This is a genomic window from Fictibacillus nanhaiensis (assembly GCF_023715445.1).
Classification (GTDB): domain Bacteria; phylum Bacillota; class Bacilli; order Bacillales; family Fictibacillaceae; genus Fictibacillus; species Fictibacillus nanhaiensis_D.
On sequence record NZ_JAMBOD010000001.1, the window covers coordinates 381,191 to 405,215 of the forward strand.

At 40.0% G+C, this 24,025-nt stretch carries 23 protein-coding genes, 1 other RNA gene and 1 pseudogene; 4 read left to right on the forward strand and 21 right to left on the reverse strand.

Features of this window, described 5'->3' with window-relative positions; genetic code table 11:
- Positions 1-66: 66 nt before the first annotated feature.
- The 7 genes from M3196_RS01945 to M3196_RS01975 all read right to left on the reverse strand — a co-directional run bounded on the left by M3196_RS01945 (position 67) and on the right by M3196_RS01975 (position 7,390).
- Positions 67-246 (reverse strand): hypothetical protein, encoded by a 180-nt coding sequence (locus M3196_RS01945; protein WP_251320569.1) that lies wholly within the window; start codon positions 244-246, stop codon positions 67-69.
- Positions 247-731: 485 nt separating this feature from the next.
- Complete coding sequence (locus M3196_RS01950) at positions 732-1,880, reverse strand: THUMP domain-containing class I SAM-dependent RNA methyltransferase (protein ID WP_251320570.1); 1,149 nt, start codon at positions 1,878-1,880, stop codon at positions 732-734.
- 124 nt (positions 1,881-2,004) lie between these two features.
- An RNA gene (gene rnpB / locus M3196_RS01955) (RNase P RNA component class B) lies at positions 2,005-2,413 on the reverse strand.
- 76 nt (positions 2,414-2,489) lie between these two features.
- Positions 2,490-2,801: a cell division regulator GpsB gene (gene gpsB, locus M3196_RS01960; protein ID WP_251320571.1), complete on the reverse strand. Its 312-nt coding sequence runs from the start codon at positions 2,799-2,801 to the stop codon at positions 2,490-2,492.
- Between the two features lie 81 nt (positions 2,802-2,882).
- The gene (locus tag M3196_RS01965; protein WP_251320572.1) at positions 2,883-3,443 is read right to left on the reverse strand and encodes a DUF1273 domain-containing protein; all 561 of its coding nucleotides are present in this window, start codon (positions 3,441-3,443) and stop codon (positions 2,883-2,885) included.
- 415 nt (positions 3,444-3,858) lie between these two features.
- A complete protein-coding gene (locus M3196_RS01970; protein WP_251320573.1) occupies positions 3,859-5,124 on the reverse strand; it encodes a ribonuclease H-like domain-containing protein in 1,266 nt (421 codons plus the stop codon).
- Entirely contained in the window at positions 5,108-7,390 is a 2,283-nt protein-coding gene (locus tag M3196_RS01975; RefSeq protein WP_251320574.1) for a DEAD/DEAH box helicase, read from the reverse strand. The genes M3196_RS01970 and M3196_RS01975 overlap by 17 nt, the downstream gene beginning before the upstream one ends.
- Positions 7,391-7,584: 194 nt before the next feature.
- On the opposite strand from M3196_RS01975, the gene M3196_RS01980 reads away from it, so the two are divergent.
- Positions 7,585-8,010 carry a VOC family protein gene (locus tag M3196_RS01980; RefSeq protein ID WP_251320575.1) on the forward strand — a complete coding sequence of 142 codons (426 nt, stop codon included), beginning with the start codon at positions 7,585-7,587 and terminating at the stop codon, positions 8,008-8,010.
- 205 nt (positions 8,011-8,215) lie between these two features.
- Here the strand turns inward: M3196_RS01980 and M3196_RS01985 are convergent.
- From M3196_RS01985 to nagA, 7 genes and pseudogenes are all read right to left on the reverse strand, one after another.
- Positions 8,216-8,637: pseudogene (locus M3196_RS01985) on the reverse strand (GyrI-like domain-containing protein); the annotation flags it as partial.
- Between the two features lie 30 nt (positions 8,638-8,667).
- Positions 8,668-9,360, reverse strand: coding sequence for an aspartate/glutamate racemase family protein (locus M3196_RS01990; RefSeq protein ID WP_251320576.1), 693 nt, complete (start codon positions 9,358-9,360; stop codon positions 8,668-8,670).
- Positions 9,361-9,619: 259 nt separating this feature from the next.
- On the reverse strand, positions 9,620-10,975 hold the full coding sequence (gene nagE / locus M3196_RS01995) for an N-acetylglucosamine-specific PTS transporter subunit IIBC (RefSeq protein ID WP_251320577.1): 1,356 nt from the start codon (positions 10,973-10,975) through the stop codon (positions 9,620-9,622).
- A 14-nt stretch (positions 10,976-10,989) separates the two neighbouring features.
- Positions 10,990-11,898 (reverse strand): N-acetylmuramic acid 6-phosphate etherase, encoded by a 909-nt coding sequence (murQ, locus tag M3196_RS02000; protein WP_251320578.1) that lies wholly within the window; start codon positions 11,896-11,898, stop codon positions 10,990-10,992.
- Positions 11,895-12,626: a GntR family transcriptional regulator gene (locus M3196_RS02005; protein WP_251320579.1), complete on the reverse strand. Its 732-nt coding sequence runs from the start codon at positions 12,624-12,626 to the stop codon at positions 11,895-11,897. The genes murQ and M3196_RS02005 overlap by 4 nt, the downstream gene beginning before the upstream one ends.
- On the reverse strand, positions 12,619-13,380 hold the full coding sequence (gene nagB / locus M3196_RS02010; protein ID WP_251320580.1) for a glucosamine-6-phosphate deaminase: 762 nt from the start codon (positions 13,378-13,380) through the stop codon (positions 12,619-12,621). Before nagB ends, M3196_RS02005 begins: the two co-directional genes overlap by 8 nt.
- 12 nt (positions 13,381-13,392) lie before the next feature.
- Complete coding sequence (nagA, locus tag M3196_RS02015; protein ID WP_251320581.1) at positions 13,393-14,562, reverse strand: N-acetylglucosamine-6-phosphate deacetylase; 1,170 nt, start codon at positions 14,560-14,562, stop codon at positions 13,393-13,395.
- Between the two features lie 549 nt (positions 14,563-15,111).
- Here nagA and M3196_RS02020 point away from each other — a divergent pair.
- Both M3196_RS02020 and M3196_RS02025 read left to right on the forward strand, forming a co-directional pair.
- Positions 15,112-17,454, forward strand: a complete 2,343-nt coding sequence (locus M3196_RS02020; protein WP_251320582.1) for an alkaline phosphatase D family protein — start codon at positions 15,112-15,114, stop codon at positions 17,452-17,454.
- 422 nt (positions 17,455-17,876) lie between these two features.
- A complete protein-coding gene (locus M3196_RS02025; RefSeq protein ID WP_251320583.1) occupies positions 17,877-18,281 on the forward strand; it encodes a MarR family winged helix-turn-helix transcriptional regulator in 405 nt (134 codons plus the stop codon).
- Positions 18,282-18,441: 160 nt separating this feature from the next.
- Here M3196_RS02025 and mutM read toward each other — a convergent pair whose 3' ends face one another.
- The gene (mutM, locus tag M3196_RS02030; RefSeq protein ID WP_251320584.1) at positions 18,442-19,251 is read right to left on the reverse strand and encodes a DNA-formamidopyrimidine glycosylase; all 810 of its coding nucleotides are present in this window, start codon (positions 19,249-19,251) and stop codon (positions 18,442-18,444) included.
- A 98-nt stretch (positions 19,252-19,349) separates the two neighbouring features.
- Positions 19,350-20,198: a tryptophan 2,3-dioxygenase gene (kynA, locus tag M3196_RS02035; protein WP_251320585.1), complete on the reverse strand. Its 849-nt coding sequence runs from the start codon at positions 20,196-20,198 to the stop codon at positions 19,350-19,352.
- A gap of 195 nt (positions 20,199-20,393) precedes the next feature.
- Here kynA and M3196_RS02040 point away from each other — a divergent pair, with 195 nt between their 5' ends.
- Positions 20,394-21,674: an aminotransferase class I/II-fold pyridoxal phosphate-dependent enzyme gene (locus M3196_RS02040; protein WP_251320586.1), complete on the forward strand. Its 1,281-nt coding sequence runs from the start codon at positions 20,394-20,396 to the stop codon at positions 21,672-21,674.
- A gap of 33 nt (positions 21,675-21,707) precedes the next feature.
- Here the strand turns inward: M3196_RS02040 and M3196_RS02045 are convergent, their stop codons facing one another.
- The 5 genes from M3196_RS02045 to M3196_RS02065 form a co-directional block, all read right to left on the reverse strand.
- A complete protein-coding gene (locus tag M3196_RS02045) occupies positions 21,708-22,142 on the reverse strand; it encodes an SRPBCC family protein (RefSeq protein ID WP_251320587.1) in 435 nt (144 codons plus the stop codon).
- 8 nt (positions 22,143-22,150) lie between these two features.
- Positions 22,151-22,933: a metalloregulator ArsR/SmtB family transcription factor gene (locus M3196_RS02050; RefSeq protein WP_251320588.1), complete on the reverse strand. Its 783-nt coding sequence runs from the start codon at positions 22,931-22,933 to the stop codon at positions 22,151-22,153.
- A gap of 163 nt (positions 22,934-23,096) precedes the next feature.
- Entirely contained in the window at positions 23,097-23,285 is a 189-nt protein-coding gene (locus M3196_RS02055; protein ID WP_251320589.1) for a hypothetical protein, read from the reverse strand.
- 64 nt (positions 23,286-23,349) lie between these two features.
- A complete protein-coding gene (locus M3196_RS02060; RefSeq protein ID WP_338082935.1) occupies positions 23,350-23,721 on the reverse strand; it encodes a phosphatase PAP2 family protein in 372 nt (123 codons plus the stop codon).
- Positions 23,718-23,981: a hypothetical protein gene (locus M3196_RS02065; protein WP_251320590.1), complete on the reverse strand. Its 264-nt coding sequence runs from the start codon at positions 23,979-23,981 to the stop codon at positions 23,718-23,720. Before M3196_RS02065 ends, M3196_RS02060 begins: the two co-directional genes overlap by 4 nt.
- Between the last annotated feature and the right edge of the window lie 44 nt (positions 23,982-24,025).

A 24,025-nucleotide genomic window follows, 5' to 3' on the forward strand; every position in this document is an offset into this window, starting at 1 on the left:
AAAAACATACCGTTATAGGAATTCGTGACGCAATAAAAAAGTCCTGCTGGTCAGTTTTTATTTTTATTAAAAATCCTCTTTAAACATTTCCGCATATGGGGCAAACGAAGGATCAATATTGGTAACATGACCGATCGATTGATGAAGCAGCTGGTGAATCTCTTCTTTATGATGATCCCCTAGATGAGGGTAGATGCTTTGGAATGCTTTTCTGATACTATTTAAATGACTAAAATGAGTGTACATACTAAAAACCTGCCTTTAATGAATTTAAACATAGTATGTACAGGGTCTAAATGTATTTAAACCTCTTATAACTGTATATAGCATTCATATCTCAATGTTTCAGCACATCTCGTAAAAAAATCAGCAAATGGCTTTTCAATAATGAAAAGGACCTTCTAGAAATTTCACACCGACCCAGTATTGCTTAGAATACTGTGATTTTTTGTGAAATCTAATAAAAATTTAATAAAATATATACGGTACGTGAAATTATATTTGATCATCTTAAGAAACCCCTTAGTTTCCAATAGAAAAGGCTAGCTCAGCATGAGCTAGCCTTACGTGATTTATATTTTTACAAAGGAATCCGAAAGTTTGCAGGATGAATCCAAAAATTTTTGGCTTCAATCCACGAGTTTTGCTCCTCAATCCACGAATTCCAGTCGATTATCCACGAGTTTACACTTCACGACAAAAGCCGACAAGTTTGAGTAACAGATAAGACATTATGATTGCTGTTGTCTAGGCGGTCTCTTTCCAAAGAACTGATAATAATCAGTCTTCAAATCACCGTTATATAGCTTACGTTTCTTTGTAGCACTTCTGCTATAATACTCTTCAAACTTTTCGTTAGAAGTTATTACATACACACTCCACGTATCATATGGTCTCATGGCATCACCAAGATCACGGTACATCTGAGCTACTTCTTCTCTTTCACCCAGACGCTCTCCGTATGGAGGGTTTGTAACGAGACACCCATATTCTTTTCTTGTAGTAAAGTCACGCACTTGCATTTGCTTAAACGTTATAAAATCTTCAAAACCTGCTTCATTTGCATTGTTTATGGAAAGTTCAATCATTTTATGGTCGATATCAGAACCTTGGATGTCGAGTGGAAGATCATACTTTGCTACATCCTGTGCTTCTCCAACTGCATCATACCACACTTTTTTATCGATCCAGTCCCATTTTTCAGAAGCAAATTCCCTGTTAAGCCCAGGTGCAATGTTTTGTCCGATCATTGCCGCTTCAATTGGCAGTGTACCTGAACCACAGAATGGATCCACAAATGGTTTATCAGGTGTCCAGTTTGTTAGCATAATAAGAGCAGCAGCCATTGTTTCCTTAATCGGGGCACCTGAATGCAATTCACGATATCCGCGTTTATGCAAACCTGTTCCGCTCGTATCGATCGTCAGCGTCGCAATGTCCTTGTGAATGGCGACTTCAATACGGTACAAAGCCCCATCTTCTGGGAACCATGTTTTACGGTTGTACTCAGTTTTTAAGTTATCTACTACGGCTTTTTTAACGATTGCTTGACAGTCAGACACTGAAAAAAGCTTCGATTTTACTGAGCGGCCGATAACAGGAAATTCTCCGTCTTCCGGAATATAATCTGCCCATGGAAGCGCTTTTGTCTTTTCGAATAGTTCGTCAAACGTTTCAGCTCTAAACTCTCCGACAACCAGCTTTACCCGGTCAGCTGTTCTTAGCCACAAGTTTGCTTTAACGAGCGACTTTTCATCGCCATCAAAATAGACTTTTCCATTTTCTACTTGTACGTTTTCAAAACCTAACGCCCGCACCTCGTTTGCCACAAGGGCTTCAAGTCCCATTGCAGCCGTTGCAATCAGCCTTAATTTAGTCATATCCGCAACTCCTTTATCCTTGCATTTAATTGTCTTTTATCAGTATACCCTGTTCTTTTTTATGTAAATAGAAAAAGCCCCGATAACGGGGCCCTCATTCAGCTTTAATTAGGTACCAATAACGTTCTGTAAGCCATGTTCTGTTCCTTAGTACTACAAGCGGCTGGCTGCCTCGTACACCGGTGGTAATCATCTATCTACAAAAAGCCTTGGCTTTTTGTTCTCCCATTCGTTCAGTTCCGAATTGGGAAACTCCCCTACCATAATTTGGGTTTCTCGCTCGTGGGGTTTACCGCGTTCCACTCCCTCGGTTTCCCTTGGGACTACGTCACTGTGGCACTTTCAAGGTATTAACACCATATCCAGAGGACTTAGGTGCTTTCCCTGCCGTTAGCCCAGTAAGCTCATAGAGCAAACCAAGCTACCCTGGCTTATTTTTTGGCCAGGCACGATCATTACGGTCATCTCAGATCCGTGCGAGCATGGACTTTCCTCTAAACCTAAAAAATTAGGTCCAGCGATTACCCGAACGTTATTGATTTAGTTTTTTAAAAGCAAGATTCATTATAGCATGCTGGAATGATAAAAACAAATGGATAATAACTGGAATCAATCGTATAATTTGCTGCCAAAAACATGTTTTTCCAAGTTGGACAAACGCTGAAGAATATCTGAGTTTGTCGTGCTTGATGTTACCGCAGGCATTCTGCGAGTCGGCTGATCAGATGAACTTTGCATTTCGCGTCGTAAACGGTTGTTCTCCTGAACGACTGCGTCATATTCCTTCTGGAAGTTTTCATAGTCCTTAATGATTAAATCTAAGAACTTATCCACTTCGTCCTGATCGTAGCCACGAAAGCCTTGTTTAAAGTCTTTTTCCAATATTTCTTTTGCTGTTAAATGAAAACGCTGTTCACTCATGTGAATCACCTCACACAAAGATTCTAAATTTATTTTTTCACTACATGACGTAAATGTCAATTTCTTTCTCTTTAATCCTTTTTACTCGTTACGATTCCATTGTTCTTCCTGGACAAGTACATCCAAATCATAAGGTGTAATATAAAATATTTCGTATGAATTGTCCATTTCCTGCTTTTGCTTGGCGGCATCTAAATAATACTTCGGTGACCCATCCTTTTCTTCGTCGTAAAGAAGTAAAATTGCATCGCTTTTTTGGACGAGAAACTGATTTTTCACCCTTAGCTGCTGCGGACTCTCATAAGGTTTCCGGCTTACTGAATCCACGAAATCGGCATTGCTGAGAATTTCTTGATATTTCTCCTGTATATTCTCTTTCCACCGGGTTTCCTGATCTAAAAACGGGGTTAGGACAGCCAGTTTCAAATCCGGATATTCCAGCTGCAGCTCGAAGACCACATCCGCTGTCCACATTTCAACTCCAGGCTGGCCGCTAATTATTACCCATTCTAAACCTTCATCGAGCAATGCCGTAATTCTTTGCTGAAGTGCTTTCTTTATGTAGTATACCCCTTCATGATTGTCACTAAAAATCCCTAGTTCATGAGCTTTGTAACCACTGACAAGCAGTGTTTGAAGCATTTAAAAAAACCCCCTGTTAATGAAAAACACCCGGCTTTTTCTTATAGCCGGGTTTTCCCATTAAAAGTTTTGTGTTGTATGACTGATTTGATTGCCAATCATGACCGTTAACCCAACGATTACAAAGAAAAGAACAACAATCCACTGCTTCACTTACCATCTCTCCATGCCTAAAAATATATCATTTCCCTCTTTCATTTCCGGTTATTTTGCGAAAACAATCGAAACAAAAAGATTATTGACGAAAAACACGTTGAAACATCAGGTATTTTGGCGTATTTTGCGCTTACCCGGGGAATAAAATAGAGGGGAAATTTATTTTCTCAGGAACATTTTCATGTCCTCTCTTATTCTACAAAAAACACGGACGATTGAGAAGAGATATTTTGAATAAATTCATAAATTTGACGAATTTTTACGAATATTGGATGATTCGCTGTTCCAATCGTTCGATTCTTTTTGCAAATATCTGTCTTTCCTGCTCTTCTTTCCTCTTCAGCAGTCTTTTTTTGCCCTTCCAAATCGTGTGGGCTTTAACTGCGTAATATAATGCTTTTTCATAATCCTTTATGGAATGCTCGTAGTATTTAGAGAGTTCGATCGCAGGTTCTTCGTCCAGATCGTTTTCCTTAATCAGTTCGTGCCAATATTGGACGGCTGTATTTATTTGATTATGTTTTTTATAAAGCAATGATAAAGATTTCTTAGACTGATAATGAAGTGAGGATCCTGTTTGAAGTACTTCATTATAAAATGAAATGGCACGCTCATGTTCATTAAGAGATTCAAACCAGCGAGCAGCTTCAAAGATCTCTCTTTCCGTACGGAGGCCATTACCCTGAATGACGCGTGACATATGCGTATAAAGCGTTATTAAAGATAATACATCCCACTCGTTATGCTGAAAAACGCCTTCTAGCAAAGATGGATTTCCCTCCTTGCAATATTGGAAATAAAGCATAGGTGCTAAATAACCGGGAGTATCATGGATTCTGTTCACTCCAAGGATTTCTTTTTCCACTACTGAAAGTTTGACTGCTGGCAGAGAATCTTTCCATAACCGTCTAGCTCCATGCAAAAGATCAAAATGGCCAAACTCCGGTAAGGAAGGAACATAATCACGAATTAATGTATGACGAGTCTTAACCTGAGGCCAGTCGAATGATTTACCGTTATACGTCACAAGGTTGCGCAGTTCTTTTACATGATTTAAAAAGTAATGGTATAACGCTACTTCAGAACCTGGACCGGGCAAGAAGAACTGATTAACAAGGACATGATCCTCTTTGATCTGACTCATCCCAAGCATAAAGATCGTATTTCCGGCACCTCCGCTTAAGCCTGTCGTTTCTGTATCAAAGAAAAACAGCTGTGATGCATCAAGATCTTTTGCATGAAGCGGATGATCAGCTTTTACATCCTGCCATCTTGAAACAGCATCCCTGACTTCTGAAAACCGGTACCTTCCCCACATTTGATCAAGCGGATATTCCACTTTCCGGATAATGCAATAATCATCTTCGAAAAAGTAAGGAACAGCTCCGAGCTTCTCCCAATATTCAGCATGATCGATGGTTTTGTCGTATTCCTTTTGAGTTGTCGACTGAGGAGGAACTGCTTCTGTCGAAACAGGATTCACCATATGCTTTTTTAGCCGTTTCAATTTATTTTGAATCGACATGATGTGGCACTCCTTTAATTTGAGCAATTAATTTTACAGCTAATGCTTTACTGTTGTTGCCTTCTTCCAGTGTTCCTGTACAAGAAGGGCATCCTTTTTCACAAGGACATTTTTCAATCATAGAAAGTGCCTGATCTAAAACTGTATCCCAGGAACCATAAACCTTTTCGCTTAATCCAATACCACCCGGGTAACGATCGTAAATAAAAATCGTCGGCTGCTGATTGTGGACTGCTTTTACTTGAGGAACAACATGCAGGTCATTCGCATCACACATAACAAAAAGCGGTGCAACATGACGTAAAACGTGTGCAATACCCAATAATCCCGCTTCTAATTTTTCCTCTGAAAGATTTTCATAATGAAAAGTCAGCCAGGTTGCGGACGTATGAAGTTCTTCTTCAGGTAAATGGATAGGTCCTGAACCGATGTTATCATGTGTTTCAAATTTGATTTTCTTAAAGATCGTCGTTTTTGCAACCACCATAACATCACCATATGCTCTCGCATTTTGCTCACTTTTTGCTTCTTTATCCACTTCTAATACATTTAACGAAACGGCAAGGTTTGCATCGGTAAAATAATCAACATCTACTTCACGGACGTATGCCTTCTTTTCCTCATAATCCAGTTTCTCAACTTGATATTGAGTCCCTTGATGCAGATAGATGGCTTCTTCATGGAGTAGGGTCATGGAACTGAAACGATCCATCTCCCCGATTACTTTAACATCTGCCACATTAGATTGATCGATAATTACGACGTTTTCCTGGGATGCTGAACGCAGGCTAACGTTGTGTGCGGGAAACGAATCGTTCATCCAGTAGAAATGCTTCCCTCTTTTATGAAGGACTTGTTCATCGACTAAAAACTCTAGGACATCTTCTATTTCTTGATTTCCAAACTTTTCATTTTCCTGAAACGGCAGTTCATAAGCAGCACATTTTAAATGGTCCACTAAAATGATCAGATTATCAGGATTCATTCGCGCAGATTCTGGAGACCGCTCAAAAAAGTAATCAGGGTTTTGAATCACATACTGATCGAGTGGTGATGAAGATGCGACCATGATGACCACACTTTCATCCTGGCGCCGGCCTGCCCGGCCAGCCTGCTGCCAGGCACTTGCGATCGAACCAGGATATCCCGTTAAGATACAAGCATGCAATTGACCGATATCAACACCCAGTTCAAGTGCGTTTGTTGACACAACACCCATAATCTCGCCGTTTCGAAGGCCTTTTTCGATTGCACGCCGCTGTTTAGGAAGATAGCCGCCTCTATAACCTTGAATCGACTTTGTTCCAAATTCTTTTTTCACAAGCTCCTGCAAGTATGTAAGCAGAATCTCCACCCTTACACGGCTTCTTGCAAAAACAATGGTCTGAATGTGATTCTCTAAAAAGAGCCTAGCTAAATTACGAGCTTCAAGTGTTGCACTTCGTCTTACGTTAAGAGGCTTATTAACGACAGGCGGATTATAAAATAAGAAATGCTTCCGACCAGCTGGTGCACCATTGTTATCAATCAACGTCACAGGGTTCCCAGTAAGCTGCTCAGCCAGCTCCTTTGGATTAGCAATTGTTGCAGAAGTGCAAATAAAAATAGGATCGCTTCCATAAAAATTACAAATTCGCTGTAAACGCCTGATAACATTCGCGACATGACTGCCAAAAACGCCTCTATATGTATGAAGTTCATCAATGACCACATACTTTAAGCTCTCAAATAAAGCTACCCATTTCGTATGATGCGGCAATACAGCGGCATGCAGCATATCTGGATTCGTCATAACGATGTTTCCAGCCTTTCTTACAACTTGACGAATATTAGCCGGGGTATCGCCATCATACGTATAGCTTTTAATATCTAATCCCATCTCATCAATCAGTTCATTGATCTCTGATTTTTGATCTTGAGCAAGTGCTTTTGTCGGAAAAAGATATAGGGCTCTTGCTTCCGGATTGTTAGCAATCTCCTGTAAAACAGGCAAGTTGTAACAAAGCGTCTTGCCCGAAGCAGTCGGTGTAACGGCTACAAAGCTCTCTTGTCGCAATGCTGCCTCATAAGCTGATAACTGATGTATATATAATGAAGAAATCCCTCTTTTTTGAAGAGCAGATTGAATAGTAGGATGCAAGGAATCTGGAAGAGGAACGGAAATCGCTTCTCGTGGTTCTATCGTCTTCCAATGTACAATTTGTTTGGATATGTCAGGCTCACGCAAAACTTCCATAACTTGCTGAATGGATTTTTTTCGAAACATGGTTCTCACCTCATTCTCTATTTTAACGAATATTTGTTCGTAAAGAAACAAGGACTTCCTCGTAATGTCCAAGTCTAATCATGTTTTTTTTCTTTTTTCCTAATATTCCATTCGACTTATGGAGATATTGTACAAGTCAATGGTAAAATATTATGGAATCAGACGTTAGTAAAATTAAATGAGGAGTGAAAGCAATGTCAGTAGATGTTTACCTTAATTTCAATGGGAATTGCCGTGAAGCTGTAGAATTTTACGCAGAAGTATTTAAGACAGAAAAACCGCAGATAATGACGTTTAGAGAAGCACCGCCTAACCCAAATTACGAACTTCCAGAAGAGGCGAAAGATCTAGTTATGCACACCCGTTTAAACATTGATGGAAGCAATGTTATGTTTTCAGATACATTTCCGGGCACGCCGTTTGTAGAAGGAAACAACGTAACCCTTGCCATTGTTAATAAAGACATCGATCAAATAAAATCTATATACGAAGGATTAAAAGAAGGCGGAAAAGTCGTGATGGAACTTCAGGAAACGTTCTGGAGCAAGCTTTACGGCCAAGTTACAGATAAATTCGGCATTCATTGGCAATTAAATTATGATCATGGTGAAACATATTAACTCTTTCGTTTAATTTCATACTACATAAAGAGCCCTAACTTGACTGTTTATTTACGAAGAAAATATCAATTAACAGCCTAATTAACACATACAAAAATCGCAGCGTAATTCGTTGCGATTTTTCTTTAATATATAAGGGTTCGTTGACAAATGAATCTTGGAGAAAAGAACCCTTTAATTCAAAATGCACCTGTTTACCGAAGATTTATTTAGTAATAATGGGTACCCATAATTCATGCCGGGGTTTATGCCCTGGTCCATAATAACATTCAATACATGGTAAATTCGCAAGTTCAATACTTGGCGGAATAATCAGAGTTTCCATCTCTTCAGGAGGTTCCCATCATACCGTACACCCATAAAATAATTGAATTCTTCATCAGTAATGGCTGCTTCATTTCCACATACACCTAATATTCCTTCGAGTAAGCACTTCGGGTTCTCCCAAGACCTATCTATTAATTCTTGCATAAACCCCTCTTTTTTGGCTTTACTCCAGAGTGTAGGAATACTCTTAAATGCGCTGTTTGTTTTTACTGGCTTACTTTTACCTATAACTCTTAATTCAAAATTTACATTCTCGATCCTATACTCCATTTCTGTGTCTCCTTTTATAGACAATTGAAAAACATAGCACAGGGTTTAATTAGCACATATCTACTTCTTTAAAGAAATATTTACTGCTTCAAGAGCATGTATATTTGTTGTGTCAAAAAGCGGAACATTAACATCCTCAGGTTTGATCAATAATCCAATTTCTGTACAACCTAATATAATTCCTTCAGCTCCATCTCTGATTAGTCCATGGATAACCTTCTTATAAAAATCCCTTGATGCTGCTTGAACCTTACCTAAACATAACTCTTCGTAAATAATCATATTTACAATTTCTCGTTCCTCATCTTTTGGTACCATTACCTTGATATCATTAGACTCTAAACGTGATTTATAAAAATCTTGCTCCATTGTATATCTTGTACCAAGTAATCCCACAGAGTTTATTCCTTGTTCTTTAATTTGATGAGCTGTTGCATCTGCAATATGTAAAATTGGTATGCTAATTTTTTTCTGTATTTCACCTATTACCTTATGCATGGTATTGGTACAAATAACCAGGAAATCCGCACCTCCTTTTTCTAAAGAATGTGCAACATCCCCCAATGCTTCACCTGCTTGTTTCCAATCATCATCTGACTGATAACGCTCAATTTCTGCAAAGTCAACGCTGTATAAAAGGCATTTCGCAGAATGTAATCCCCCTAATCTCCTTTTTACATCTTCGTTAATAATTCGATAATACTCAACAGAAGATTCCCAACTCATTCCACCCATAAGACCAATAACCTTCATGTTAAATTCCCCCTATCCATATGTAATCTACTTACAGTATAAAGTACAGATTCTTATCTACTGTCTCAATAACCTTCTATTTAAACTTTAATTTTAGTAAAGGGTACTCCCTTCTCTATCAAGAATAGGGCTCGATTTATAAAAAGAATATATATCTTATTTCAAACTTGTGCCCTTTACTTCAATAAAAAGAGCATATCTCCTTCTTGAAGAAAAAAAGAACCCGTCACATATGGGTTCTCTCCTTTTATTTATCAATTTATAATTTCTTTAAATCATTCGCCAAACTCTCTACCTGTGTCCCCACGACCACTTGAAGATCAGTGCTGTTCAGCTTGATGATGCCTCTTGCTCCTAATCGCTTCAGCTGAGCTTCATCTACTTCTTTCGTATCTTTTACTTTCAGACGAAGACGTGTCACACAGTTGTCGATGTTGAGGAGGTTCTCTTTTCCGCCTAACGCATTCAGATATTGAGAAGCTAGTCCGTCTTTCTGGTCTTCGTTAGCATCAGTTGTTATCTCTGCAGAATCATCTTCACGGCCAGGTGTTTTTATATCAAACTTCTTGATCACGAAGTAGAAAATAACGAAATATATAATAGCATATGCAAATCCAACTACTGCTAATAATCCTGGTTTCTGGGCGATTCCAAAGTTAAGGAAATAATCGAGTGCTCCTGCCGAGAATCCGAATCCGTGATGGATTCCAAGTGCTGTTGTAAGCGCCAAGGAAATACCGGTTAATACCGCATGAATCCCATAAAGCACGGGCGCGATGAACATGAACAGAAACTCGATCGGTTCTGTTATACCTGTTAGGAATGAGGTGAATCCTAGACCGATCAGCATCCCTGTAACGGTTTTTCTTTTATCCTTTTTAGCAGCCGCAATCATCGCGACAGCCGCAGCTGGAATCCCAAACATCATCACCGGGAAGAAACCAGTCATAAATGTTCCGGCATTTGGATCACCAGCGAAGAATCGGTTCAGGTCACCCGTTGCCCCGTTGTACTCTCCAAATACGAACCATACTAAGCTGTTTAACACGTGGTGCAGCCCCAGCGGAATCAACATACGGTTTAAGAATCCGTAGATTCCTGCTCCAACTGCTCCAGCTCCTGTTATCCATTGTCCTAGGTTGTTGATTCCTTCTTGGATCGGAGGCCAGATGTATCCGAACGCTCCAGCAAGAATCAGCATAACCAGTGATGTAATGATCGGTACGAAACGTCTACCTGCAAAGAATCCCAGCCACTCCGGAAGCTTGATGTCATGAAAGCGGTTGTATAAAATTCCAGCCACAATCCCGGCGATGATTCCTCCAAGGATCGCCATATTGATATCTTTATCGATCGCGACCGTTCCTTTTGTCAATACAAGATAACCGATCGCACCGGCTAACCCGGCTGCACCGTTATTGTCTTTTGCGAGTCCGATGGCAATTCCAATGGCAAACAATAGAGCCAGGTTCGCAAAGATGGCGTCTCCTGCTGCAGCAATAAATGGAATATCTAACAGATCTTTTTGTCCGAGGCGAAGCAATAAGGCTGCTGCCGGCAGAACGGCGATTGGCAGCATCAGTGCTTTACCGATACGTTGTAAGAATCCTAACATGTTAAAAACTCCTTCTACTTCTGATTTTCATAAAACAATTGAATTGCTTTTTTTAAATGTTGGTCTGCCTGTGCCAAATAAGAAACGGCTTCCTCTTTCGTGCCCTCGGTGAGTGATACGAATAGAGCGTGTTTCAGGTTGTTCTCATTGTCGTTCAAAAGAAGCTGAGCTTTCTGTTCATCGATTCCAGCCAGCTTTCCGATTATACTGACCGCTCGATATTCCAGCTTTTTGTTGATCAGCTTCATATCCACCATCTCATTCTGATAGACCTTCCCAGCCTTGATCATCACGCCGTTCGAGATCATGTTCAGTATCATTTTCTGAGTCGTTCCCGCTTTTAACCGAGTGGAGCCCCTGATGACTTCTGGTCCTGCAACGGCTTCAATCCCAATATGGCTGATCGAGGAAACGTCTGTTTTTTCGTTATTGGAAATAGATATTGTCAATGCTTGTTTTTCGTTGCCATACCGTATAGCAGACATGACGAACGGTGTACTTCCGCTTGCTGTGATGCCGATTAAAGCGTCATCATCCGTGATGTTGTATCCCTTCAACTCTTCTCTGACTTTCTTTTCATCGTCTTCATTCTCTTCCAGGGGTTGGTACATCGCTTCCTTACCGCCTGCGATAATAGCGATCCACCGGTTAGGGTCTACTGAAAAAGTAGGTCCCAGTTCAACAGCATCCAGCATCCCGATCCGGCCGCTCGTACCTGCACCAACTACAAAGACTCTGCCTCCACGTAACCATCGATTGTAGATCTGGTCGATCGCAGCTGCAATGGATGGTATCGCTGACGCAATTCCCGACACGATCTGTTCATCTTCTTTTAGCATCAGAGAGATCATCTCATGTGTCGGGCGTTCGTCGATGTCTAGTGTTCTGGGGTTAACAGCTTCTGTTTGCTTCACCGGTTTCATGATCTCACCAACTCGATCTTGAATTTATAGCGGTCTCCGCGATAGAAGGAACGGACGAATTCAAGCGGCTTTCCCGTTTCCAGATAGGTTGTCCTTTCAATCAACAGAACAGGTGCCCCTTCTTTAATCTGCAGGATACCCGCTTCCTTCTCTTTGGCAACGGCTGCTTCTAGCGTCTGATCCGCATGTGTGATCGAGAGCTTCTTCTCTTTTTCGATATAGTCGTAGAGTGATTTAGATGCGATTTCTTTTGTCAGGTCAGGAACGAGCTCCTTTGGCAAATAGACACTTTCATAAGCCATTGGAATATCGTCTGCCAAACGGATCCGCTGCATCTCGATCAACCATTCATTTTCATGGATGTTCAGTTTAGTAGAAAGTGCAGGAGTAGCTTTGATCTCTCTGAAATCGAGCAGAATCGATGTCGGGTTCATTCCCCTTACCTTCATATCCTCTGTAAAACTCGTTAACCCTTTAAGGCCCTGCTCGATTTTTGCCATTCCTACAAATGTGCCTTTTCCTCTTTTTCTGACTAAATAGCCTTCATTGACCAGATTGTTAATCGCCTGCCGGACCGTCATGCGGCTCACGTCATAACGGTCACACAGTTCGCGTTCGGACGGAATCACCTCTCCCGGCTGTAGCTCTCCAGAAGAAATCAGGCTCTTTAACCCTTCTTCGATCTGATAATAGATCGGCAGGAGGGAGTCTTTGTCAACATTAAACACAGCTTTTCAGCTCCCTGTTTTTCTTCTGTTCGTATAAAGAAAGTGCATCTGCGTCCGCGATGATCGTCACGTCGTTATGCCCCTTAAGTGCTGTAGCCGGGATCGACTCTGTCTGTTCAGATTCAAGCAGCTTTTTTAAGATCTCGGCCTTCCCCTTGCCAGAGACAAGCAAAAGAATTCTCTTGCTTTTTAAGATCGTTGCGATTCCCATCGTGATGGCTTGGTCAGGCACTTCTTCCATGACTTCGAAAAATCTGGCGTTCGCTTTTCTCGTCGATTCAGCGAGATCCACAATTTGGGTTTTTGACTCAAAGGACGTACCGGGTTCATTGAAGCCGATATGGCCGTTATGGCCGAGTCCAACAAGCTGAAGGTCCACGCCGCCAAGCTCCTCAATCCGCTTTTCATACCTATCACATTCACCCATCAGATCTTCTGCCTTTCCATTTGGGATGAAATGATTTTCAGCAGGCATATCAATGTGATCGAACAAATGCTGGTCCATATAAGCATGATAGCTCTGTTCATTTTTCGGGCTTATACCCACATATTCATCGAGATTGACTGAGATTGCCTGTGCAAAGCTAACCTCTTTATTCTGATAAGCCTTCACCAGGTATTCATACGTGCCTTCTGCCGTACTACCCGTCGCCATTCCGATTACAGCGTCCGGTTTATGGTTGATTGTTTCCACAATTAATCCTGCTGCTTTTTTGCTCAACTCTTCATAATTGTTGACTTTAATGATTTTCACTGATTCCGCCTCCTATCGTTGATAAGCCACTTCTCCTCGACAGAACGTCATTTCGATCTCTTCTTTGCCCCAAATGATCAGATCCGCGTCTTTTCCTTTTTCAATGCTGCCTTTTCTGTCAAAAACGTTTAGTTGTTTCGCAGGATTGACGCTTGTCATCTGAATAATTTCCCTGATTCCACATTGAGTAAAAGCCATCATATTCTTTACGGCTTCCTGTAAAGTAAGGATACTTCCCGCGAGAGTGCCGTCCTCAAGCTCTGCGGTCTTGCCGGTAACTGTAACCATCTGTCCGCCAAGATCATATTGCCCGTTTCCTAAGCACTGGGCTCTCATCGCATCCGTGATCAAGATTAGGCCATCCTTTCCCTTGTTTCGATAAGCCAGCCGGACCATCTCAGGCCGGGAATGAACGCCGTCAGCAATGATCTCGCTCATGATCTCATCCCGTAAGAATACGGCTCCTACTACGCCTGGTTCTCTGTGATGGATTGGTCTCATCTGGTTATAGAGGTGAGTCGCATGAGAAAGTCCAGCTTCAATTGCTTGGGCCACCTGTTCATAGGTTGCATCAGAGTGGCCGATCGAACTCACAACACCTTCATCTTTTAGATAGCTTACCAATTCCATTCCGCCTGGCTGTTCAGGTGCTAATGTAACTAACTTAATATTCCCTGTTGCCATATGCTGCCATTCTTTGAACAGATCAACACTCGGGCTTGACACAAAATCAGGATGCTGTGCACCTATTCTCTTTGGCGAAATAAAGGGCCCTTCCAGATGAACACCAAGCACCTCTGCTTTTCCCCGGTGATTTTGCTTTTCTACATATTCGGCTACATTAATTAACGCTTTTTTTATATCATTTTTATGAGTCGTCATTGTCGTAGCCAGGAAAGAGGTCGTCCCTTCTTTCGGAAGTGCTGTGGCAATTGTGTTTAATGCCTCTTCTGTTGCATCCATCGTATCGGCACCGCTTGAACCATGAATATGAAGATCGATGAATCCCGGGATAACGGCTTGATCCGGTGTGAGCTGGATCAATTTGAATGTTTCCTCAATCGGTGGGCAATCCTTGGAATGGCCGATGTCTTCGATGACTCCATCCTTTATAAGAATGAATCCACTATCAATGGTTTGATCCGGTAAAAATAGCTGAACATCTTTTATAAGCGTTATCATGATCGTTCATCCTTTCATTATTCGAAACTATACTAACATCCACACAACTAGTTGTCTATACCACTTATATAGGTAATCTATTCCTTTTCATATATTTCCGTTCCTCAAAATAGGAAAACCCTTACTTGATCCTTTTTATTCATTATGGATTGAGACTAAAAGTCTACTTGCGTTGTCTGTCTTTTAAAAAGATCCGCATTGTTTTCATACCAGGGTTCTATGTATATAGTTCTCGTCATATACTCTTATAGCTATCTAAGTCATTAGAGTAAGTCGAAATAATTTCATCTCCTTTTGTTCTCCATTAAACAAGTGTTTGAAGACCTCATTGTCCCATGTTAGATGGGTATATGAGGTCTTCAAGTTTTTTAGGCATGCATTAGGAGTAACTATAACTCTCTTCCCTGTCTAATATACCCCTGAATGTAAGTCCTCTATCACATCCTTTATTTCACTTTTACAATTCTTTATCCAGCTGTAACAAAGAATTTATTTTCATCTCATAGAATCTATGTTGTTATCTTAAAAAAATTTATTAAGGAGTGAGTTATGTTGGGATTTGATAAATGGTTAAAAGAGTTTAACCTTGAGAAAATGGATAGAAGGAACTTTCTTAAAACAACGGGAAAATCTGCTGCAGCAACTGCGATCGGATTATCTATTCCTACAATTAGTCAAACTGAAGATATCGAAGCGGCTCCGGTCTTTACAGGTTATCCTTTTACACTTGGTGTCGCATCTGGTGATCCGCTTCCAGATAGCGTAGTCCTTTGGACAAGAATTGCTCCAAACCCGCTTGCAGAGGATGGAAAAGGAGGTATGGAAAATAAGTACATTCCTGTTCAGTGGGAATTAGCCTATGATGAAGCGTTCAATAAAATCGTCCTCTCTGGTAAAGAGATAGCAGCACCTGAGCTTGGACATTCCGTTCATGCAGAAGTCTATGGGTTAAAACCAGGAAAAGAGTACTATTACCGGTTCAAGGCCGGTAATGAAATCAGTCCAGTTGGAAAAACAAAAACAGCACCTGAGCGTGATGCTGATGTTAAGAGTCTCACGTTCGGCATTGCATCGTGCCAGGCATGGACAGGTGGTCGTTTTGCTGCATATCACAATATGGTCGAAGAGGACCTTGATTTTGTATTCCATTTAGGAGATTACATATATGAAAAGGGAGATACAGAAACGCTTACTGATTATCGCCTGCTTCATGCACAATATAAAACATCACAGGATTTGCAGGCTGCACATGCAAAGTTCCCGTTTATTGTTACATTTGATGACCACGAAGTAGATAATGATTGGTCTGATGATATTTCTGATCCGAATTATCCAGAAGGTGAGCGTGAACGATTCCTTGCCGTTCGTGCGGCCGCTTTTCAAGCCTATTATGAACATATGCCACTAAGACGCAGGTCCAAGCCGAACGGCCCAGACATGCTTCTCTACCGCAAGTTTACGTTTGGCAGCTTAATCGAATTTAGTATTTTAGATACTCGGCAATACCGGGATAATCAAGTAGGAACTGGTTTTCCGGGTGGACCGCTTGATCCTGAGGCGTCAAATCCTAATCGAACGCTAGTGGGATCTGAGCAAGCGGAGTGGCTCTTGAAGAATCTTCGGGATTCACGTTCTAGATGGAACGTGATCGCACAGCAGACCATGATGGCACAGTACGACTATGACCCAGGTGAAGGAATTAGCGTGAATCATGACCAATGGGATGGCTATTCTGCAGATCGAGACCGACTATTTTCTTTTATAAAAAAATACAATCCATCCAACCCGGTTGTTCTGAGCGGTGACTGGCACTCAAGCTGGGTAAACGATCTAAAGGAAGATTTCAACGACCCTAGCTCTAAAACCTTGGCAACAGAATTTGTCGGAACGTCAATCAGTTCAGGATGCGGATGGAAAAACCAAATTGAAGCTGCCCTTTCGGTTAATCAGCATGTTAAATTTTTTGACGGAGATTACCGCGGGTATGTGAAATGCCATGTCACCCATAAATCGTGGGAATCGGATTATCGCGTTGTGTCTTCTCCGAGTAATCCAGAAGCTGTTGCTGTTACTCTTGCTTCTTTTACCGTTAAAAACGGAAAAGCGGGAGCTATCAGAATTGGTGGTATAGACATTTCTGGAATTTCAGCTGATACGATGATGGCAGGACAGCCGAGCCCTGTTAAAGTAACATTAAGTAATGGTACAACAAAGCAAGTAGAAGTCGCCGTGAGAATTCCTGTTCCAACTGGATGGAAGTGTGAGAGCGTCACAAAAGTACTTGAACCATCTGACGAGGCTGTATTTGATGTGATGGTAACTCCTCCCGCAGAAATGCCTGCAGCAGAAAGACTTCGTGTAGAAGTGGATGCAGGAGAAACGGCCGTTTATGGTCCTCCACGAGACATTCAAGTGGTATCAGCATTATCAGGCGAAAATGTTCAGCTTGCCTTAGACGGTGGAAGCAGCACGACGCCAATCTTTCCTACTTACAAGAGATTGGTTCCTGAAGATACATGGGACGCCGCAAAAGGATACGGATGGGTTGGTGCGGCACCATTTGCTAGAGATAGAGGCAATGCTGATGCATTACAGCGAGATTTAATAGCTTCACGGGAAGAGCTTACTATTTTTAGAGTAAACGTACCAGCTGGGATCCAAAAAGTGTACTTCCTGACTGGTGATTCCGTTTATGGTTCAGCAAACACTATTATACGTTCAGATAACAAACTATTAGCCGAGGCTGGCTATGCATTAGACCCTGGTCAATTTAAATGGTTGAGCTTTGAACTAGATGGAGGTAGTACAGGAAAAGAAATTGATCTTGAAATCACAAGTGAACTAGGAGATGGGGCATGGCGCCTTGTAGCGTTTGTTATGAGAGCAATTTAATACATATGTCTTCTTTTCAATGACTAGGAAAATACATTGGTTTTCAATCATGTCCTAAGTTAACCTAAACATCAGGTGAATGGAAGGCTGAACTTTGATGAGGAATATCTATTGAGGTACCTTTCGTCTTTTGTGGAATGTATATACTTTTTAGATAAAGACCTTCATATTTCAAGATAAATTTACGAAGAATGTGTTACCAGACCATATTCCCCTCTGAAGATTAATTTAAAAATAGCTCTTACAAATGAACTGCACCCCAAATTTTAGACACAGTCTAAAATTTGGAGGTGCTTTTCTTATGGCTAAATTTACTCTGTATTAATTTACCAGTAAATTAATACTGGTAATTAAAGGAGTTCAAAGTACAGTTATAGAACTTTTAAAGATTAAAATATATCTAGGCAAAGAGGTGAAAAGAGATGCTTGTAAAAACTTTATTAGAAATAGACAAAATCATACGATTTGCTAAAACAATCGAGCAGTCTTTCACACAAGATGAGAATCTAAGCCTTTTTCAGATCGAAGCACTAACTTATATATCTAAACCGGAGATACAAACTGTCACCGACCTAGGAAATAGCCTGGACACAAGTCCTGCTTCAGCTTCAGTTTTGATCGAACGTTTGGTGAAAAAAAATCTTGTCTACCGGGGATATTCGGATTCCGATAGACGGAAAGTTCATGTTTCCTTAACAAAATACGGACTCCGAGAATACAAACGATTAGAAAAAAAGAGACAAGAGGTTATTTCAGATGTACAACGCCTCTTATCTGATGATGAAACACTTCTTCTCAACAAACTATTTGCAAAACTTACAATCTAACATTATGAAGGTCATTATTTTATAAAAGGAACCACATTTTCTGATTATGTTTCTGGGGTTGATAATAACCATAGTAAATTGTTTAATGTGAACAAATAAAAACTCTCCAATCTTGAAATAAAGGAGATCAATCTTTTACTATCCCTGATTCAAGTCAAACCTAACATGATTTCTGGCAATTCGGACAAAAAAATGATTTGGTGGATGAGCTTTCTACTCTTTCAATTTTAGTTCCGCAGCGAAAACAATTTTTTCCTTCTCTTTCATAAACGAGCATATTATCATTAAAGCCGCCTGTTTTCTTATCCCCTTCGTACATTGGATTGTCCATGTAGCCGCCTGCTTCAATTGCCTTTGTTAACACAGGCTTAATTGCTGAAAACAAGGATTTAGTTTGTTCTTCATTCAGGTTACTGGCTTTTTCAAAGGGATTCAGTCGTGCTTCAAAGCATATTTCATCTGAGTAGCAGTTTCCGATGCCAGCCATAAATTTTTGATTCACCAGAATCGGTTTTAATGCTCCCTTTTTCTTATTCATCCGTTCTTCAAAATCGTCTAATTTCATCTCGAAAGGTTCAGGACCAAGATCTGCAAGCTCTTTATCCAATTCATCGCTCGTTAACAAGTGAAGATACCCTAACCTTAATCCTATAAAATAAAGCTTAAGATCTCCAAACGACAAAATTACCTGCTTCGTCCTGTCAGGTGCATTTTCTTCATTGCCTAAAAACATCCATCCTCCTAGCATTAAATGAAGCAAAAGAGATTGTCCTGAACTTAGCTCAAAAATGAGGTGCTTTGCTCTTCTTCTTACTTGGATAACAGTCTTTCCTTTTACATGTAAAATAAATTCACTTACAGGTTTATTGATTGATTTTTCTCTATTAATCTCCACATCTGTTATAGGTTTATTAAGTACGTTATGACTTAAAAATACTTGATACGTTTCCATCTCTGGCAATTCCGGCATGTTTTTTAGCTCCTTATTGTTCCTTTCCTTATTATTGAGCCGGATATTATTTTTATGTACAAAAAAGGGATGGCTGTGATTTGCCATCCTCTTCTAACCTATATATTTGTTCTTAAATCCCAAAGTTCCGGGAAGAAACGCTGATCTAATACTTTTTTCAGATAGTTGACTCCTGATGAGCCTCCTGTCCCTACTTTAAAACCGATAATCCGCTCAACCGTTTTCATATGGCGGAACCTCCATTGCTGAAGCCAGTCTTCAATGTCGACCAATTTTTCTGCAAGCTCATACAGATCCCAATACTTTTCCACATTTTTATAAACCTCAAGCCAAGCCGCTTCAACAGAGCTGTTGTACTCATAACGCTTCGTAACATCACGGTTTAATACTTCAACATCAATGTGCAGGCCGGCTTTTGACAGTGCCTGAATCGACACATCGTATAGACTTGGTGTATGAAGAGCAACAGTGAGCTGTTCGTATAGATCTTTATCTTTTTTATAAATTTCTAAAATATGCGGTGTTTTATAGCCAAGTGCAAATTCAATCATACGGTATTGATAAGATTGAAAGCCGGATGCTTGTCCAAGCTTATCCCTGAACTCCATGTATTCTGCAGGAGTGAGGGTAGATAAAACATCCCATGACTCAATGATCTGCGACTGAATCTTTGAAACACGTGCAAGCATTTTAAATGCAGAATGAAGATTGCCATTTTCAATAGAAGAAATAGCAGATCTTGTTTCATGTAAAATTAATTTCATCCATAGTTCGCTTACCTGATGTATGACGATAAACAACATCTCATCATGGTGTCCGGAAAGCCTTTTCTGGCTCGATAGGATTTGATCAAGCTGAAGGTATTCTCCATAAGTCATCTGATTGATAAAGTCCGTATAGATTCCTTTTTCTGTCTCTTTGCTGTCCAATTTTTTCTGTTCTGTCATTTGATCCACTCCATTCAGGACAATAGAAATTTTATTGTTGTTAACGCTTTCATTATACATGATTATTTGAATTTCTTTTAGCAATTCTTTAATTTGACATTCCCCTTAAATTTTTTATCATCTTTTGAAGGTAATTGTAAAATTTTACCGAAATAAACAACATCATAAGATTTTGAGGAAAAAAGGGAGGTAACCATGACACAAGTAAAAACGAAGTACATAGACATTTTTGATAAGTGTAAGACGAATGAAGGATATTTCGGTGATTTTCGGGTTGCTGACGATCACTACTTTGTCTCCCCGGTATTAGATTCTGTTCCAGGAACCGTAATGTCATTTAATGGTTCAGATAAAATCATGTGGGCAACGAACAATTATTTAGGTTTAGCAGAACATCCAGAAATTAGGAGAGTTGCAGTTGAAACGGCTTCAGAATGGGGTGTTAGCGGTCCAATGGGCTGCAGGATGGTAAGCGGAAATACGAGAGAACATATGCAACTGGAAGAAGAACTTGCTGCATTTGCAGAAAAAGAGTCTTCTATCCTTTTTAACTTTGGTTATTTAGGTATCATTGGCACGATCGCCTCCCTTGTTGGCAAAGATGATATCGTAATCATGGATAAACTATGTCACGCTTCAATCATAGACGCAGCGAAACTTGCTGTCAGTGATCCGCGAAACCTGCGTGTCTTCCGGCATAATGATATGAACAGCCTTGAAAAGTTATTAAAGTCCGTTAATAAGAACCGTAAAGGCGGTGTACTGATTCTTACGGAAGGTGTCTATGGAATGACAGGTGATATCGCAAAGCTAGATGCGATTTGTGATCTTAAAGAGAAGTATGATGCCCGTCTGTTTGTTGATGATGCACATGGATTCGGAGTGATGGGGCCACGCGGAAAAGGTGTTGCTGAGCATTTTGGAGTTCAAGACAGAGTAGATATATACTTATCTACTTTCGCAAAAGCTTTTACCGCTATCGGTGGCGTTTCAGCTGCAAGCAAGGAAGTTGTGGACTGGATTCATTACAATGCACGAACACAAATTTTTGCAAAGAGCTTACCAATGGTTTATGTCAAAAGTCTTCGTAAAACGTTAGAACTTGTAGCGTCTGGTCATGACCGCCGCCATAGACTTTTTCAAGTTTCAGCAAAGCTATCAAGAGGATTAAGAGAATTAGGATATTTTGTTGCGGATACACCATCACCAATCATTTCTGTTTATGTTCCTGGAGGCGACCTCCAAATGGGACTTCATTGGGTTAGATACTTACGCGAAAACGGGTTGTTTTTACAAGCTGTTATGTATCCGGTTATCCCAAAAGGCTTGTTCATGTTCCGCATTATCCCTACAGCAAGTCATACGGACGAACAAATTGACACTACTCTTCAAATTTTCAAGAAATTACGCGATGAACAAGGTATACGGTTAAATGTTAATCTAAGTGCAGTAGACAGAATCTACGCAAATAATTAAAGGAAAAAAGCTTGAGTTCACTTCTCAAGCTTTTTATTTTTCAAGGATTCCTTTTATTTTTATTAAATCTTTCTTATTCGCTCTTTTCATCAATAAAGACATAAATGGAGCAAATATTTTAGAAAAACCTGATGGAACACCTTTATTCCGTAAAGTCATTTTTGTTTGGTTTTCATTAATCGAATCCCAAGTATAGGTTGTTTCCATTGGGAAAGGCCCATCAGCCGTTTTCATAACAAGCTTTTGCCCAGGAATATAGTCAACAATCTCGTACACATACTCCAGTCTTCTTCCTAAAAACTCTGCAATGAATGCCATTTTAGAACCAACCTTTATTGTTTTCTCAGTTTGCCATTCTGCAGATTTGATGTTTACATACCAATCTGGAGCATGATCTGGATTAGCTGCAAACTGAGCTGCCTTTTCACATGGACAATTTATTATAATATCTGTTACGACATTTACCATATCTGCACTTATCTCTTTTCTAAAAAATTTTTTAAATGAACCGTAAGAAGTTCATTCCAGCCATGGCGGTGAGTTTCTTCCCACTGTGGTTCAATAATTCCAACAGCATGATGTGACAATTGAAGAACAGTCTTATTATCTTCCTCCGTTAACTTATAGGAATAAAAGCTGTTAACAGCACCACTCATACCAAGCAGCCCATTTAACCGGATTTCTTCATTCTCTTTCATGTAAGTAACCGTTCCCCATAAAGCACCTTCACCATTACCCCAGTCTTCGTAAAAGCGCCCTGTCAAATGTGGTTCAAAAATTAAAGTTGAGCTTGCTTCTCCGAGTCTAAACTTCCACCAGCTATTTATGTCTTTCGTTAACGCTGTAAATACTGTTTCTTTTTTTGCTTGAATAACAATCTCCTGTTCAATCTGGAATGAATCTACTTTTCTTTCAGTTGTTTGTTCCATTTTCTCCTCTTCCCTTCCTTCTACTAAGTTTTTTAGTTGAAACAATCCTCTGGCATTTGCTGCTTCATATTTGCTGACCCATCTGTTATAAAGCTCCTGAAGGGGGATCACATTTAAATAGTTAAGACGTACTCTGCCTTTTCTCCGGATAAGTACGAGGTTAGCATCAACTAGTACACCAAGATGTTTCATGATGGCATACCTTGAAACATCATACTTTTCACTTATCTCACCTGTAGAAAGCGGCTGTTTCGTTAATTCGTCCAAAATATCAATTCGAATCGGATGTGATAACGCTTTAAATACGTCAACAAGATCTTGATTAACCATTTCGTTAGATACCACCCTCCTTCTCTTTATTTTACATGTGCCCAATTGGTAACATTTAATATGTGACTAAATAGTAACATTATGGTGATAGTGTTGTCTACATAAAAAAAACCGGGACGAATCCCAGTTTTTTTCTTACAAGTAGGTTGCTGAATTAACTTTGTTATATGTCCTTGTTTGCCGGCTCTTTGCTCAATAAATCTTCTTCTACTAATTGAGCTCTTTTTAATTCTTTTGCGGAATGTTTTTTAAAAAATACAACTGTCCGCCAAGCGAAGAGTGTAAAAATAGCGAGTGTGATAAAAGCAGGAATATACTCTAGTTTATTCTCAGGAAAAACAATTGGAAGCATTTCTTTGCACCCTTTCGGTAAACATTACGCTTAATTATAACAAAAAAGAAAACCAATTGAAAATCTATACAGCAGTATTTTTGTTCTTTTGAATCTTCGTGCCTCTATTGTTTAATGATTTATAAACAACTATTAAACCCAAACAAAGTGCCATTCCAAAACTAAAGCCAGCAAGGATGTCTGAAGGGTAATGAACTCCTACATAAACACGGCTAAGGCTTAAGAGAAATGGAAGAAGCACCCCAAGCCAAAGAATCCATGACTTTTGGAATCTTTGATAGAGTAAAAACGCTGCAAACAAGTAAAAGGTTGTTCCTACCATAGCATTTCCGCTCGGAAAACTGAATCCGTCTTCTTCTAATAAACGATTTTCTAAGGGGCGTTCTCGGCCAAACGCACTTTTTAGTCCAAGATTCAGACCATATGATATTCCTATACTTCAAGAAGCAGAACACCGCTCAGCCATTTTCTTGAAAAGAATAAACCGATCACACCAGCAATGCATAGGGATCCCAGAACTTTCGCATCGCCAGCATATGTAAAGACAAAAACAATTTCATTTAATGAGCTGTTCCTTAAACTCAGAACGAATTCCCTTATTGCATCATCAAAACCCCGTATTATGCGAGTGTCGTAAAATATAAAACCTGTAAAAACGAAAACACATAAACTCATCAAAATATTAAATTTTTTCATCTTTCTCATTCCCCCTATTTTTATTTTACGTGATGAAACCAATA